The organism is Sphingopyxis sp. FD7, assembly GCF_003609835.1.
Classification (GTDB): Bacteria; Pseudomonadota; Alphaproteobacteria; order Sphingomonadales; family Sphingomonadaceae; genus Sphingopyxis.
Map to the genome: position 1 here is coordinate 2,990,321 of NZ_AP017898.1, position 14,150 is coordinate 3,004,470.

The window sequence follows — 14,150 nt, forward strand, 5'->3', positions numbered from 1 at the left end:
CCGTTGCCTTCACGGCGTGGGTGAACATCTGCCCCCGTCGGCATTATATCCTGGCGAAGGACCTTGTCGCTGCTGCTGCTGCTAACGGCGAGACGATCAGTATCAGCATAGGTCCAGGACCCGCCGACTTCACCGCGCTCCGCTCCCCCGCGCCTGACATCGCACCGCGGGGTGACGATGGCTAAAGCACCCGCCGCGAAGAAGGTCGCACCGAAGAAAGCAGCCAAGCCCGCTGCGACTGAGAGGAGGCGTGTGGCGCCGCCCGTCCGCGATCGGGAGACAGGTCTGACGCCGAAGCAGGCGATATTTGTCATTGAGTATCTCGTCGATCTCAATGCGACACAGGCGGCGATCCGGGCGAAATATAGCGCGAGGACGGCAGAGGACATCGGGCGCCAACTACTCCGGAAAACTCCGGTTGCCGCGGCAATTCAAAAAGCGATGGATGAGCGAGCGAAGCGCACGGAAATCACGCAGGATAAGGTGCTTCAGCATTGGTGGAGCATCGCGACGGCCGACCCGAACGAGCTGGTCCAGTTTCGACGCACCTGCTGCCGCTACTGCCACGGAAAAGGCTTCAACTATCAGTGGGTCGACGAACAGGAGTTCGCGCAGGTCGTCGCATCCATTGAAATAATGAATGCGAAGAAAAAGAGGGGTCGCCCTGCTCTTCTGCCGACCGACGAAGGTGGCTTCGGCTTTGTTCGCGTCAAGCCGCCGCATGCCGACTGCCCCAAATGCTGGGGCGAAGGGACACCCGATGTCTTTGCGCATGACACGCGGCATCTGGAGGGCCCGGCCCGGCTTCTATACGCGGGCACTAAGCTCACCCAGGCGGGTTTCGAGATCAAGATGCAAGACCAGGGTAAAGCGTTGGAAAACGTCGCGCGACACCTCGGGATGTTCAAGGAACGCATCGAGATCGACGACAAGGGTATTGAGAAGCTCGACGAAGTCGGCCGCGCGTCGCGTCTCGCCGCTATTTTCGCGAAGATCGAAGCGCGGCTGGCCGAGGAACGAGATGACCCCGCTAACTGACCCGGCCTATCTCGATGCCCTTTGGGAAGTTGCAACGCCGGAGGAGCGCGACGAGATTCGTCGGCTGCTCGACAACGATCTATCGCATCATATCTGGCGGGCGCAGGTCGGTCGGCAATCGGAGGCGGCCGACAGCCTTGCCTTCGTGACGGGCTATGGAGGATCCGCGGGCGGCGGCAAGTCCGATCTGATCTGCGGCTTGTCGCTTACCGATCACCAGCGCTCGGCAATCTTTCGCCGCGAGAAAACCCAGACCGAGGGCATCATCCAACGATTGACCGAAGTGCTCGGTTCGACCGATGGCTACAATAGCCAGAAGTCGTCGTGGCGCACGACCGTCGCAAATGTCCCTCGCCTGATCGAATTCGCGGGTCTCGATGGTCCGAGCGATCATCAGAAATGGCAGGGCCGCCCGCACGATGGGAAATTTTACGACGAGGTGACGGAGCAGCGCGAGCACCAGGTCCGCTTCACAATGGGATGGACGCGGAGCAGCGATCCGAATCAGCGCTGTCGCGTGCTGATGACGTTCAACCCGCCCACTACGGCGGAAGGGCGATGGGTTATCAGCTATTTCGGGCCGTGGCTCGATGACAAGCATCCGAACCCGGCAAAGCCGGGCGAACTGCGCTGGTTTACCACGATCAAGGGTGCGGACGTCGAGTGCGCGGATGACCGCCCCTTTGTTATCTTCCGCGGCGAGCCGCTTTACGATTTCGATCCGAGCGAGTTTTCGCCTGAGAAGATAATCCGTCCGCGCTCGCGCACCTTCATCCCTTCGCGCGTCACCGACAATTACTTCTATGTGCGTTCCGGCTATATTGAAACTCTGCAGAGCCTGCCCGAGCCCTTGCGCAGCCAGATGCTCGAGGGCGACTTCCTGGCCGGTGTAGAGGACGATCCGTGGCAAGTCATTCCCACCGCCTGGATCGATGATGCGATGGCGCGATGGCAGCCACGCGAGGCGAAGGGTGTGATGGACAGCCTCGGTGCGGACATCGCTGCAGGCGGGAAGGACAATATGGTGGTTTACGCCCGGCACGGGACGTGGTTCGACCTGCCGATCACAATTCCGGGCCGTGAAATTCCCCAGGAGCGCGCCGGTCCGATAGCGGCGGGGCACATTATCACGAACAGGCGGGATCGGGCTGTCGCGCATGTTGACGTGATAGGCTGGGGCCTCGCGTGCTGCAATTTCCTCACGGCTAACGAAATTCAGCATGTAGCTGTCAATTTCGCGAACGGGTCGAACGAGAGGACCGCCGACGGGAGCCTCGGCTTTCACAATATGCGTGCGCAAGTGATCTGGCGCATGCGCGAAACACTCGATCCTACGAACCCTAATCCTGCGGCTATCCCGAACCTGCCTCGCCTGCGCGCGGATCTCGCGTCGTATCGTTGGCAGCTGCGGCCGACCGGGATCTTCATCATGCCCAAAGAAGAACAGAAGCTGAAGCTTGGACATTCGCCCGACGATGGCGACGCGATTTGCCTCGCCAATATGGCGACGATGAAACAGGCCGTTTTTGAAGAGATGGTTGCTCAAGCCAACGATTACGATCGGTATGGAGAACTGCCATGAGAGAACAGCCATTCGAGATATGGGCTCGCGAAACCTATGGCGACCGCGACTTCGTTCGGCGCAATTACGCTGAGATCCGCCGCATCTATGACAGCGACATGGAAGTAAAGCCGACGCGGCCTAAGCCTCCACCGCCGCGCGACCGTTACGACGAAATATAGGCCCGATTCAAAGCCGCGGGGCCCGACCGTAACGCTCATCCCGACCAAGGAGAGCGTTGCGCATGTGCACCCCGAAAGCCCCCGATATGCCGACGATGCCGGAACGGCAGGCCATGAAGCTTCCGGACGAGGGGCTCGACCTTACAAAGGATAGCTCCAAGCGCCGCCGCGCGATCATGGCGGGCATCATCACGTCGCCGCAGGGCGCGCTCGGCAATCCCAGCACCGCCAACCCGACGCTCGGCTGACATGGCGTCGATCCGCCAGGACTGCGAAACCCGCCTGAGCGGGATGAAGACGATCCGGTCCGATTATGAGGACGAGGTCCGCCAGATCGCGCGCTTTGCCCAGCCCGCGCGTTCGCGGTTCCTTTCGACCGAGCGGAACAAGGGCGGGAAGCGGCGCCAGTGGAACAATCGCTTGCTTGACCCGCACGGTATCATCGCGCAGCGCACGCTGACGCACGGCATGGCGTCTGGTCTGTCGTCGCAGTCGACACCGTGGTTCACGCTCGCTGTCGCCGCCGAATTCATGGAGGCCGAGGGCGTCCGCGAATGGCTGAGCGATGTCGAAGCGCGCATGTATGCGTTTCTCGCGTCGACCAATTTCTATGGCGCGGCGAAGACCGGATATGGCGAAACCGGGCTGTTCGGGACCGAAGCGACCGTCATGGTCGAGCACCGCATTCACGGCGGTGTCTGCCACAGCCTGACCTTCGGCGAGTACTGGATTGCGCTCAGCGACGCGATGCGGCCCGACACGCTCTATCGCCTGTGCCCGATGACGGTGCGGCAGGCGGTCATGTCGTTCGGCGACAAGGTGCAGCCGTGGATTCGGACTGCCTATGACCGTAGCGATTACGAGAAGGACGTCGAAATCTATCAGGCGATCGAGCCGGATCCGGCCGGGCGCTTCAATTATCGCAGCGTCTATTGGGATGCGAGCGATGATAAGGACGCAACGCTCCGCATCAGCGGCTATACCGAACAACCCTTCTGGGCGCCGCGGTGGGATGTCGCCGGCGGTGACGTCTATGGCACCTCGCCGGGTATGGAAGCGCTGCCGGCGCTCCGCGAGCTCCAGTTGCAGACCAAGCGCCGCAACGAGGCGATCGACCTCATGGTGCACCCCGAGAAGATCGTTCCGCCGCACATCCGCCTGACCGGGCAGCCGCGCAGCATCGTCACGGGCAACGGCGTTCTTAAAGAGAATATCGTCGTTCCGTACCAGATGCCTTACCAGGCGCCCGAGGCCATCCGCGCCGAGATCGAGAAGTGCAAGGAACAGGTCGACACGCTCTTTTACGCCGACCTGTTCAACGCCATCACCAACATGCGCGGCATCCAGCCGCGCAACATGGAAGAGATCGCGAAGCGCAACGAGGAAAAGCTGACCCAGCTGGGGCCGGTGATCGAGCGCGTCAGCACCGAAAAGCTCATGGTCGTTATCGACCGCGTCTTCAGCCTGATGGAGCGCGGCCGGATGCTGCCGCCCGCGCCGCCCGCGCTTCGCGATGCCGAGATCAAGGTCGAATTCGTGTCGATCCTGACGCAGATGCAGCGCCTGGTCGGCATCGGGCAAATCGAGCGGAGCGTCAGCTTTGTCGGCAATCTCGCCGGTGCCTTTCCGGATGCGGCCGACAAGCTCGATATCGATGAAGCCATCGACGAATATGCGCAGCGCGCGGGCACCCCGTCGAAGATCATCCGCAGCACGGCCGATGCACAGAAGCTTCGGCAGGCACGCCAGGCCGCTATCCAGCAGGAAAAGATGCTGGAGGCGGCGCCCGCTGTTCGCGACAGCGCCGAAGGCGCGCGCCTGCTCAGCGAGACGGATGTCGGCGGTGAACCCCTCCTCGATACGCTGTTGGGCGCGTGATGGACGACAAGGACCGCGCCCTTCTGCTCGCCAACCCGCTGTTTCGCGAATTCCTCTTTGAAGCGATTCAACTGGCTGGCATTTTGGCGCCAGCCAATGGGCATGACAGTCGTGATCTCGCATTCGCCGAGGGACGTCGAAGCCTGGGGCTGGAACTGCTGCAGCTGGTCGACCTCGGCCAACCCAAGGCTCTGCGCTCGCCCGAGGCGCTTGCGACCCTCAACGCAGTCATCCTGACAGCCCTGAACCCCCCTTCGAAATCCGAGGAGAAGAAACGTGCGGACCGCTATGACGATATTCCCGACTAAATCGACCGCGCTGCGCGGCGCCCTGCTGGCCTCGGCCGCCTTCATGTCGCCCGTCGAGCGCGCCATGGGCCGCTTCATGCGCGCGCCGGACGATCATGGCGACGGCGGCGGTGACGGCGGCTCCGGTGGCGGCGAAGGCGCTGGGGACCAGGGCACCGATGACGCTGGCGGCGGTGACGCTGGTACCGACGATGCCGGTGCTGGTGATGGTGGCGACGCGGATGCCGGTGACGATGACGGATCCGGTGGCACCGCGCTCGGCGACGGCGGCGATGACGACGACGCTGGGGACGGCGACGGATCCGGCGAGGTGGAGGGTGACGGTGACGGCGCCGAGGGCGCGCCCGAGGCCTATGACCTGTCGGTCGAAGGCGTCGAGCTCGATCCCGAAATGGTGGCCGAGGCCGAGCCGATCCTGCGCGAGCTCAACCTGTCAAACGACGCTGCAAAGAAGTTTGTGCCGATCGCGGCGAAGATGATGGACCGCGCCGTCGAGGCGACGGTCAACGACATCGTCGCGAAAGGCAATGCCCAGCGCAAGGAGTGGCTCGATAGCGCGAAGGCGGCCGAGGACATCGGCGGCGCCAAGTGGGATGCCACGATGCACATGGCCGCCAAGGGGCTCGACGCGCTCGGGTTCGTGAAGGCCGACAAGGACAAAAATGTCGAGGCTCACCCGTTCCGGCTCGCGCTGGAAGCAACGGGTTTCGGCAATCACCCCGACATGATCCGCATGGCCGCCAAGCTGGGCGAACTCGTGTCGGAAGATGGCGATTTCGTGCGGGCGAATGCTTCGTCGCCTGCCGCGAAGGATGATGTGGCGAAGCGTCTCTATCCCAACGACTGAAACAGGGGGAAATTCCCATGGCTATTATCGGCAACACCTATCTCGGCCTCATCGACGTGATGAAGCAGGAAGGCAACGAGCTCGGCGACATCGTCGAGGCGCTGCACACGCTCAATCCGATCATGAAGGATTCGAACGTCATCACCTGCAACATGGGGACGAAGCATCGATCGAACATCCGCACCGGCCTGCCCAGCGTCAGCTGGGGCGCGCTGTATGAGGGTATTCAGCAGTCGAAGTCGACCACGACGCAGGTCGACGACGTCACCGGCTTCGTCGAAGGTCTCTCGACCGTCGACAGCCGCCTGCTCAAGATCGCGGGCGAGAATGCCGCGAAGGTTCGCATGTCCGAATCGACGGCGTTCCTCGAAGCGATGGCGCAGGAGTTCGAAAAGACCTTCTGGTACTCGAACATCGGCAGCGCCCCGCGCAAGTTCCACGGCTTCTTCGCGCGCTATAACACGCTCGCGAACCCGAACGTGGTCACCGGCGGCGGTTCCGGCTCCGACAACACCTCGATCGCGATGATCACCTGGGGCGATCAGGCAACCTCGATCATCACGCCCAAGGGCATGTCGGCGGGCGTCGATCGCGAGGACAAGGGCGAGCACCGCGTCCTCGATGCGGCGGGCAACCCCTACTACGCCAAGGACGAGCTGTTCACCCAGCATGGCGGCCTCACCGTCAAGGACTGGCGCTACAGCGGCCGCGTCTGCAACATCGACGTGTCCGAGGTCATCGCCGGCAACACGCCCGTCAACCCGCTGCTCCGCAAGCTGTTCTACAAGCTGCAGGGCCGCCGCAACTACGGCATGGAGAACCAGGGCGGCATCATCGGCGCCACCCGCACGGTCATCTACATGAACCGCACCCTGCTCGAAGCGCTCGACGCCGAGGGAACGAACGCGGGTTCGTCGGACAACTTCGTCCGCCTGAAGCCGCGCGAGATCCAGGGCGAAGAGGTGATGACGTGGCGCGGCATTCCGATCCGCGACACCGATCACATCCTCAACACCGAGGCTGCGGTCGCTTAACATACCGGGGCGGCGTTTTCCGGCGCCGTCCCCGGTCTTCAAGGGGAAGACAGATGAGCATTATGGACATCACCAACCTGTTCGGCGAGGATCAGGCCATCACGGCCGATGCCGCTTCGACGAACAGCATCGATCTGGGTGCCACCGGCACGCCCTTCGGTGCATCCGCCGCGCTCGTCCGCGACATCGGCAAGGGCTGCCATGTGCCGCTCTCGATCAATGTCGTCGAGACGTTCAACAACCTCACCAGCCTGAAGGTCTCGCTCCAGGTCGACGCCGATCCGGCTTTCGGATCGCCGAAAACGGTCGCGGAGGCGACCTACTTGCTCGCCGACCTGACCATCGGCGAGCAGCTGCCTTTCCCGGATTACATCCCGGAAGGCACCAACGAGCGCAACATGCGGCTCTTTTACGACGTGACGGGCACCGCCCCCACGACCGGGAAGATCACCGCGGGCGTCGTCGCTGCCCGCCATAGCAACTTCGTGGGAGGCCAGTGACATGTCCGACGAATTCAAGACCTATCGCGCCAATGCGGAAGGCTTCGACGGCGACAAGATCCGCGTCGAGGGCGAGGAGTTCACGACGAACATCGCGCAGGGCAGCTGGATGGATCTGCTCGATAAGGACGGCAATGTCGTCGAGCGTCCGAAGCACACGCCTGCACCCGGCGCGGCGAAAGCCAAGGGCGGCAAGGACGCTGCGGCGGTTTCGGGCACCATCGACGCGCTGAAAGCGGAACTCGAGGGCAAGCTGGCGCTTGTCGACGAACGCCTGGCCGAGCTCGCCGAGAAGCTTGAGCAGACAAGCAAGCCCGCCGCCGAACAGCCGGATCCGGGCCCGCTCGACAAGAGCATCCCTGAACTGACGACCTATCTCGAATCGATCAGCGATGTCGGCGCGATCGACGCGCTGATCACTGCCGAGAAGGGCGGGAAATCGCGCAGCGGGGCGCTCGAAGCGCTCGAAGCGCGCAAGGCCGCCCTGCAGGGCAGTTGACGATACGCCTCCGGGCGGAAGGGGGAAGGGCCGGCCGAGTAATCGTCCGGCCCTTTTTCGTGCCCGATTCAAGCCCTCTGCGCGCCGCCCTACCCCCATCGCATGACGACAGTCGCGCTCTACAACCAGGCCATGGTCGAACTGGCGGCGCCAGCGATCGCCTCGCTCAACGAGCCATCAACCGAGGCGCGCGCATGCAATGCCGTTGCGTTCGTCATCATGGAGGAGCTGCTCGACTGGACCGACTGGCACTGGACCGAAACTTACCAGGTGCTTGCCGGCGTCCCCAACGACCGGCCCGCCGAATGGCTGTTCGCCTATGCCTTGCCCGCCGACTGCGCGGCGCCGCTTGCGGTGCGTGGTGTCGACGCGGCTGCGTCCAATCTGCCACTCGGCGGCCCCGGCACCTTCCCGGTCCAGGCGGCGATGCCGCTCGCATTCACCATCTCTAACGGCAAGGTTTACACGAACGTTGAAACGGCGACGCTTGTCTATAACCGAAGCGCAAATTTCCTCCTGCCAGCGCTTGTTGCCCGTGCCTATGTCCTCGAGCTCGCCGCGCGGACCTGCTACACGATCAAGAAGGACCGGAAGCTCAAGAATGAGCTTCGGCAGGAAGCGGCCTTCGCGAAGGCCGAGGCGATCAGCGACGAACAGAACAAGCGTCCACGCCAGCAACCCCGCCATATCAGCGATGCCGAATATGCCCGCGCCGGCATCATGGAAGAATTCTGATGTTCCGCGCGGGGCAGCCGAATTTCAGCCGCGGCGTCCTGTCGGAGCATCTGCACGGCCGGTTCGACGTCGATGCCTATAATGCCGGTCTGAAAGAGGGCACGAACGTCATCGTGCTCAAATACGGCGGCCTGACGAAGCGGCCGGGAACGCGGCTCGTCGCCGAGGTGATCGACGGATCCGAGCCGACGCGCATCATCCCGTTTCAGTTCAGCCTGACCCAGACCTATGCGCTTGAAATGGGGCAGGGCTATATGTCGCCCTGCGCGCTCGGTGGGCGCCTGCTCGAGGAAGAGCTGGCGATCGTCAATATCACCAATGCAGCCAACGCCGAGATCGAAGCAGCCTATCATGAATATCTGCCGGGCGAGAGTGTCTACCTGACCGGCATAGAGGGTGAGATCGGTGATCTTCTGAACGGGCGCTTCTGGCCAGTCGAATCGGTTGTCGACGCGAATAAGTTCACGATCGGCGCCGACACGACAGGCCTTGCTGCCTTTACCGCAGCCGTGGGCGGAATTACGCGCGTCGCTGCGCCCGATCCGCCGCCGCCGCCGCCCGCTGTCCCACCGGTGGTGCCTCCGCCTCCTCCTCCGAACTACGGTGGTGGCGGTGGCGGTGGCTTTGGCGGCGTGGACATTCGCTGATGGGGGTCGCACGCGCCTATATTGTTGGGAGTCCCTATAACGGGGTCGAGCTGGCCGACATCGATTTCGAACAAACCGCGGACACGATGTTTCTCGCGCACATCGATCATCCGCCGCAGGAGCTTCTGCGCGCCGGTCACACCGAATGGCTGTTCAATCCGGTCAGCTTCGGCCCGACGATTGCCGCACCGGCTGGCGTGAGCGCCGCCGCAACGACGCCGAACACCGACGCCGACAATAGCGGGGCTGCCTATTTTCCTCAGCCCGACAGCTACGTCGTCACGGCCGTAAACGACGACACCGGGCAGGAAAGTCGCGCCAGCGCCGAGGATTCTGCGACGAACGATCTTGGCCTCAAGCGCAATTACAACACGATCACGTGGAGCGCGGTGGCGGGCGCCACCCGGTATAATGTCTATAAGGCGCATAACAGCCAATTCTTCGGATATATCGGCACGACCGAAGACCTGAGCTTCATCGACGACAATATCGGTCCCGCGCTCGACCAGGCGCCGCCGCAGGGTTTCGATCCCTTCAGCGGCGAAGGGGATTATCCTTCAACCGTCACGCTTTTCGAACAGCGCCTGTTGTTTGCGCGCACGAAAAACGCGCCAAACGGCGTGTGGGGCAGCCGAAGCGGTGGCAGCCAGTTCCGCAATTTCGACCGGTCACGGCCGCTGCGCGCGGATGACAGTCTGTCCTTCAGCATTGTCGCGGGGCGGGTGAACAGTGTGGAACAGCTCGCATCGACGACAAGCCTGCTGGCGCTGACCTCTGATGCGATCTTCAATGTCGACGGCGACGGATCGGGCGGCGTGCTCACCGCGACCAGTCAGGCACCGAGGCGGCAGATCGGCCGCGGATCATCGCGACTGCCGCCGCTGGTTGTGGACAATGTCGTCTTCTATGCGCCGAGCGTCGGCCGCAGCATCCGCACGATCAATTTCAGCTTCGAAATAGACGGGTTGAAGAGCGACGACGTGTCGATCTTCTCGCCCGATTTCTTCCCGAAAGACATGAATATCGTTTCGTGGTGCTATTCGCAGGAGCCGCGGTCGTTGATCTGGGCCGTGCGGTCGGACGGCAAGCTGTTGTGCTTCACCTGGGAACAGGAACAGAATGTCTGGGGCTGGACGATTTGCGAAACCGACGGCGAGGTGCAGTCAGTCTGCTCCATCACCGAAAACGGCGAAGATCGCGTCTATCTTATCGTGAAGCGGCGGATCGGGGAGACCGATCGCTTTTTCATCGAACGCATGGCCTCGCACGACTGGGCAGAGCTCAAGGAATGCTGCTTTCTAGATTGCGCGGTCACGGGCGTGTTCGAAGAGCCGCGCAGCAGCTTCAGCGGGCTGTGGCATCTGGAGGGCCGCACCGACGTCGCTGCGCTGGTTGACGGCGTGCCGGTGACGGGGCTGACCGTGACCAACGGATCGGTCACCCTTCCCGCCTCGGTGCCCAGCGGCAAACATGTGACCTTCGGCCTGCCTTACGAGGTGGCGATCGAAACGTTGCCGGTGCGCGCCAACGTGCCGGGGCAGGGCTGGAATGTCGGCCGCAAGCAACAGGCGGGTGAAATCGTGCTCACGCTTCACAAGAGCTCGGGGGTCTACGCCGGGTCGAGCGAGTCTGACACCGCCTACGTCAAGCAGCGCGTTGCCGAGGCCTACGGCAGTCCCGACAACCTGATGACGGGCGACTATCTGATCAACTCGGGCAACGTCGAATCCGGGAAGGTGTGCGTCCATGTAAAACAGACCGCCCCGCTCCCGCTGACCCTGCTCGGCGCCTTTGTCGATCCGGTCATCAATGATTAGCCGGATCCGGCTCGAACTTGCCCGCACGAAGCATGTCGGATCAGTCGCGCGCAGGATGCGCAGCATCGACGCCCGCGAGTGCGCCGCCTTCGGCCATACGCCAAAAGCGGCCTTGCGCGAAGCAATCCTGAACAGCGCGCAGGCGTGGACCGCTTTCGTCGACGATCGCCCCGAAGCCATTTTCGGTGTCGTGGTCAACAGCGCGCTCACCGGAGCGGGCGCTCCGTGGTTTCTTGGCACTGATGTCGTGTGGGGGCACGCGCGCGCGCTGCTGACCATGGGGCCCGCGATCATCTCCCGGCTGCACGATTCAAGCGAATGCCTGGCAGGATATGTCAGTTGCGAGAATGCTCCGGCGATCCGGATGCTTCGGCGTTGGGGTTTCGATATCGACGACGATCGCCTCCGGATCGGCGGCGTTCCGTTCTACCGTTTCGAGAAGGTGCGCTATGTGTGAGCCAGCAACTCTAGCGATCGCCGCAGCCGCGGTGACGGCCGCCGGACAGGGATATGCCGCGCTGCAAAGCGCCGCTGCGTCGCGCTACGAGGCGCGCGTTGCCGACCAGAATGCCAGGCTCGAAAATGAGGCGGCTTTCCGCGAGACCGAAAACACGAAGACTGCAGCGCTTGCCCACTACCGCCGCGTCGCGCAGCTGAAGGGCGAGCAGCGGGTAGCTCAGGCTGCCAACGGCGTGTCGCTGGACTTCGGCAGCGCCGCCGATGTGGCGGCCGATACCGACATGCTGGCGCGCGAAGACGTCCAGCGCATCTACGACACCGGTGCCGAGAACGTGCGTGGTTTCGATATCAGCGCGTCGAATTACCGCTCGAGCGCCAAGGCGTCGCGCTTCGCGGCGAAGGGCGCGATCGTCAAAGGGGCCTTCGACATGGCATCGACTGCGCTCGGCGGCGCGCAGCAGTATAGCAAGATGAAGGCGGCCTGATGCCGCGCGTCCAGGTCTATCAGCCCGATCAGGTCGCTCCCGCGGAAACGACGCGCGCGCGCCATCGCCCCGCCGATATGGCGGCTGGCGGGCTTGCCATCGCTGCCGGTGTCACCAACCTGGGGCGCAGCGCCGCCGAGTTCGCCGAGGCGCAGGAAGAGATTAACCTCCGCTTCGACGATACCGAAAGCCGAAAGGCTGCCCAGCGGTACCAGACCGGCGCCGCAAAGATCCTGTCGGATTTCCAGCTTGAGGCCGGGTCGAACGCCTATTCGAAGCGCAGCGCCACCGAAGAGGCGCTGGCGAAGCTGCGGGAAGACACACTCGGCGCCACGACGAACGACCGGATGCGCCGCATGGCCGACGATCGCATTGCCGGGCTCTACGGAGCGGACACGGTCAAGATCGGCGAACACGCCACGCGCCAGTTGCGCACCGAACAGGAAGGTACGCTGAAATCACAGGTTGTCCTCTCCGGCGAGGATGCTGCCGCGAATTGGGACCGACCGGACCTGATGGGTGCACATCTCGATACGATGAAGGCCGCCGTCGACGACTTGGGGGCGCTCAACGGATGGTCTGCCGACCAGGTGCGTCTGGAAAAGTGGAACGCGGTGAGCGCCGTTCACAAGGATGTGATCAACCGCATGCTAGCCGACGACGATATCGACACGGCGCAAATCTATCTCGATGCCAACGCCGACGAGATGAACGCGAACGATGAGCTCGCGATCCGCGGCGCGATGAAGGAGCCGCTCCTCACCCGGCAGGCGCAGGGTGATTTCGATCGCGCAATCGGCACGATGCCCGTACCCGAAGGTGCGAGCACCGCGGACGCGGCTCCGGCCGGTACCAGCTTCGAGGCGATGGTCGCAGTGACCGCGCAGAGCGAATCAGGCAATCGCGAGCGAGACGCGGCCGGCCGCCTGATTACGTCGAAAGCAGGCGCGCAGGGCAAGATGCAGGTCATGCCCGGAACCAATCTGGATCCGGGTTTCGGTGTACGGCCGGCGAAGGATGCGAGCGACGCCGAGCGCACCCGCGTCGGCCGCGACTATCTCGCGGCCATGCTGAAACGTTATGGCGGCGATCCTGCAAAGGCGTGGGCGGCCTATAATGCCGGTCCCGGCCGGGTCGACGATGCCATCGCTGAAGGTGGCGACTGGCTGGCACGCCTGCCCGGCGAAACGCAGGCCTATGTCAAAAAGAATGTCGCGGCCATCGGTGGCGGCGGGGCCCAGCAAAGCGCGCGGACATGGGACAAGGCGGCGGTATATGCCCAGATCGATGCGCTTGCGGACAAGGAAGGCTGGTCGCCGGAACGTCGCGAACGATCGAAGCTGTGGGCCGACAAGGAAATTGCCCGCGACGAGCAGCTTAAGGCGCGTGAAGAGGATGCTGCCGAGCGCGAAGCGTCGGAATGGGTGCTGAAAAATCCCGGGTTCACCGACATTTCGCAGATGCCGGCGCGCATTCGAGACCGCCTCGGGCCGCAGGCGCTGCTCCGGTATCAGGATGCGGGCAAGCGCAATGCGAAACCGGTCGAGGTGCAGGCCAACGGCGCGGCGGCGCTCGGCCTCAACCTGATGGCGATCTATGCCCCCGATGAATTCAAGAGCGCGAACCTTGGACAATATGCCGGACAGGTCACGCGCGCCGAACTAGAGGGGCTTGCCGTGCGCCAGGCGAAGATGCGGACGGAGAAGCCGAAGGACCAGAAACTCCGCAGCGGCATCACCGGTGCAATCAGCTGGGGCGAGAAGTACGGCGGCCTTGGCGATCTCAGCGAGCAGCAGCGCGTCGCGATCTATGGCATCATGGAGAGCGATGCGCGACGGCTCAGCGAGAACGGCAAGCGCGAGCTTACCGAGGACGATTATCAGAAGCTCTTCAAGCGCGCGACGCGCGAGGTGCCGACGACGACCTGGTACGGCGGCTCGGGTTCGCGGCCGATCTATGACATGGGCGCGTCGAACATTCCCGATGTCACGCGCGAGAAGATCGTCGCGGCCTATAAGCGCACCTATGGGAAGGAACCGACCGACGATCAGGTCGCGGATTACTGGCGCCGCTACTACGCCAAATAAAGACGCGGCCAGTGTGCATGTCCGAAGACAGAGGCCGGCCGCGTGCGATCGGATCGATTATAGCAATGTGGAA

The 14,150-nt window shown here is 63.3% G+C and carries 16 protein-coding genes; all 16 read left to right on the forward strand.

The features are described from left to right. The first annotated feature begins 177 nt into the window (after window positions 1–177). Entirely contained in the window at window positions 178–1,038 is an 861-nt protein-coding gene (locus SPYCA_RS14460; protein ID WP_120221498.1) for a terminase small subunit, read from the forward strand. Then, the gene (locus tag SPYCA_RS14465; protein WP_120221500.1) at window positions 1,022–2,620 is read left to right on the forward strand and encodes a terminase; all 1,599 of its coding nucleotides are present in this window, start codon (window positions 1,022–1,024) and stop codon (window positions 2,618–2,620) included. The genes SPYCA_RS14460 and SPYCA_RS14465 overlap by 17 nt, the downstream gene beginning before the upstream one ends. Continuing rightward, window positions 2,617–2,781, forward strand: a complete 165-nt coding sequence (locus tag SPYCA_RS19320; RefSeq protein ID WP_172595093.1) for a hypothetical protein — start codon at window positions 2,617–2,619, stop codon at window positions 2,779–2,781. Before SPYCA_RS14465 ends, SPYCA_RS19320 begins: the two co-directional genes overlap by 4 nt. 62 nt (window positions 2,782–2,843) lie before the next feature. Then, window positions 2,844–3,029, forward strand: coding sequence for a hypothetical protein (locus SPYCA_RS14470; protein ID WP_120221502.1), 186 nt, complete (start codon window positions 2,844–2,846; stop codon window positions 3,027–3,029). Window position 3,030: 1 nt separating this feature from the next. Next, a complete protein-coding gene (locus SPYCA_RS14475; RefSeq protein ID WP_232003338.1) occupies window positions 3,031–4,659 on the forward strand; it encodes a portal protein in 1,629 nt (542 codons plus the stop codon). Then, complete coding sequence (locus tag SPYCA_RS14480; RefSeq protein WP_120221503.1) at window positions 4,659–4,967, forward strand: hypothetical protein; 309 nt, start codon at window positions 4,659–4,661, stop codon at window positions 4,965–4,967. The genes SPYCA_RS14475 and SPYCA_RS14480 overlap by 1 nt, the downstream gene beginning before the upstream one ends. Beyond that, window positions 4,936–5,814 carry a hypothetical protein gene (locus tag SPYCA_RS14485; protein WP_146625155.1) on the forward strand — a complete coding sequence of 293 codons (879 nt, stop codon included), beginning with the start codon at window positions 4,936–4,938 and terminating at the stop codon, window positions 5,812–5,814. The genes SPYCA_RS14480 and SPYCA_RS14485 overlap by 32 nt, the downstream gene beginning before the upstream one ends. 17 nt (window positions 5,815–5,831) lie before the next feature. Further along, on the forward strand, window positions 5,832–6,848 hold the full coding sequence (locus SPYCA_RS14490; RefSeq protein WP_120221507.1) for a major capsid protein: 1,017 nt from the start codon (window positions 5,832–5,834) through the stop codon (window positions 6,846–6,848). Window positions 6,849–6,901: 53 nt separating this feature from the next. Next, window positions 6,902–7,348 (forward strand): Bbp16 family capsid cement protein, encoded by a 447-nt coding sequence (locus SPYCA_RS14495; RefSeq protein ID WP_197715349.1) that lies wholly within the window; start codon window positions 6,902–6,904, stop codon window positions 7,346–7,348. A gap of 1 nt (window position 7,349) precedes the next feature. Continuing rightward, complete coding sequence (locus SPYCA_RS14500; RefSeq protein ID WP_120221510.1) at window positions 7,350–7,847, forward strand: hypothetical protein; 498 nt, start codon at window positions 7,350–7,352, stop codon at window positions 7,845–7,847. Window positions 7,848–7,949: 102 nt separating this feature from the next. Then, on the forward strand, window positions 7,950–8,582 hold the full coding sequence (locus tag SPYCA_RS14505) for a hypothetical protein (RefSeq protein WP_120221512.1): 633 nt from the start codon (window positions 7,950–7,952) through the stop codon (window positions 8,580–8,582). Further along, the gene (locus SPYCA_RS14510) at window positions 8,582–9,229 is read left to right on the forward strand and encodes a hypothetical protein (RefSeq protein WP_232003340.1); all 648 of its coding nucleotides are present in this window, start codon (window positions 8,582–8,584) and stop codon (window positions 9,227–9,229) included. Before SPYCA_RS14505 ends, SPYCA_RS14510 begins: the two co-directional genes overlap by 1 nt. After that, window positions 9,229–11,046, forward strand: coding sequence for a hypothetical protein (locus SPYCA_RS14515; RefSeq protein WP_120221516.1), 1,818 nt, complete (start codon window positions 9,229–9,231; stop codon window positions 11,044–11,046). Before SPYCA_RS14510 ends, SPYCA_RS14515 begins: the two co-directional genes overlap by 1 nt. Beyond that, a complete protein-coding gene (locus SPYCA_RS14520) occupies window positions 11,039–11,503 on the forward strand; it encodes a hypothetical protein (RefSeq protein ID WP_120221518.1) in 465 nt (154 codons plus the stop codon). The genes SPYCA_RS14515 and SPYCA_RS14520 overlap by 8 nt, the downstream gene beginning before the upstream one ends. Before the next feature lie 31 nt (window positions 11,504–11,534). After that, entirely contained in the window at window positions 11,535–11,990 is a 456-nt protein-coding gene (locus SPYCA_RS14525) for a hypothetical protein (protein WP_232003342.1), read from the forward strand. After that, window positions 11,990–14,077 (forward strand): transglycosylase SLT domain-containing protein, encoded by a 2,088-nt coding sequence (locus SPYCA_RS14530; protein ID WP_197715350.1) that lies wholly within the window; start codon window positions 11,990–11,992, stop codon window positions 14,075–14,077. Before SPYCA_RS14525 ends, SPYCA_RS14530 begins: the two co-directional genes overlap by 1 nt. The last annotated feature ends 73 nt before the right edge of the window (window positions 14,078–14,150 follow it).